Source organism: Salinimicrobium oceani, assembly GCF_012037645.1.
Genome location: NZ_JAAVJR010000417.1, coordinates 1 through 509, shown reverse-complemented (window position 1 = coordinate 509; position 509 = coordinate 1). Strand labels below are relative to the sequence as shown.

General features: G+C 42.2%; 1 protein-coding gene. It reads left to right on the top strand.

Going from position 1 to position 509, the window contains the following annotated elements; genetic code table 11:
• Window positions 1-99 precede the first annotated feature (99 nt).
• A partial coding sequence (locus tag HC175_RS17490; RefSeq protein ID WP_262887247.1) for an alpha-amylase family glycosyl hydrolase occupies window positions 100-509 on the top strand: 410 nt, incomplete at its 3' end.

Sequence of the window (509 nt, the reverse complement as noted above, 5' to 3'; positions counted from 1 at the left end):
AAGATCATCATTCATAACGTGAACAAGCAGCAGGAAAGTTATATAGATTTCTTCGGAAAAGAAGTGCTTTCCAACTTTGAGCAACAATAACCGGCCAACATGAACAAATACTGGTACAAAAATGCGGTGATCTACTCCCTCGATGTAGAAACCTTTAAAGATTCCAATGGGGATGGCACAGGGGATTTTAAGGGCTTAAAAAATGCTTTGCCCTATCTTTCCAGCCTGGGAGTCACCTGTCTCTGGCTTCTTCCAATTTTCGACACCCCAAATCGCGACAACGGTTATGATGTAAAAGATTATTATAAGATCGATCCAAGGCTGGGAGACCTGGGCCACCTGGCGCAATTAATAGACGCTGCAGAAGAAGTTGGGATAAGGATCATTATAGATCTTGCGGTTAACCATACTTCCATTGAACATCCCTGGTTCCAGAAATCGCGGGAAGACAAAAATTCTAAGTATAGAGACTACTATATATGGGTTGATGAAAAGCCCGAAGATCCTGA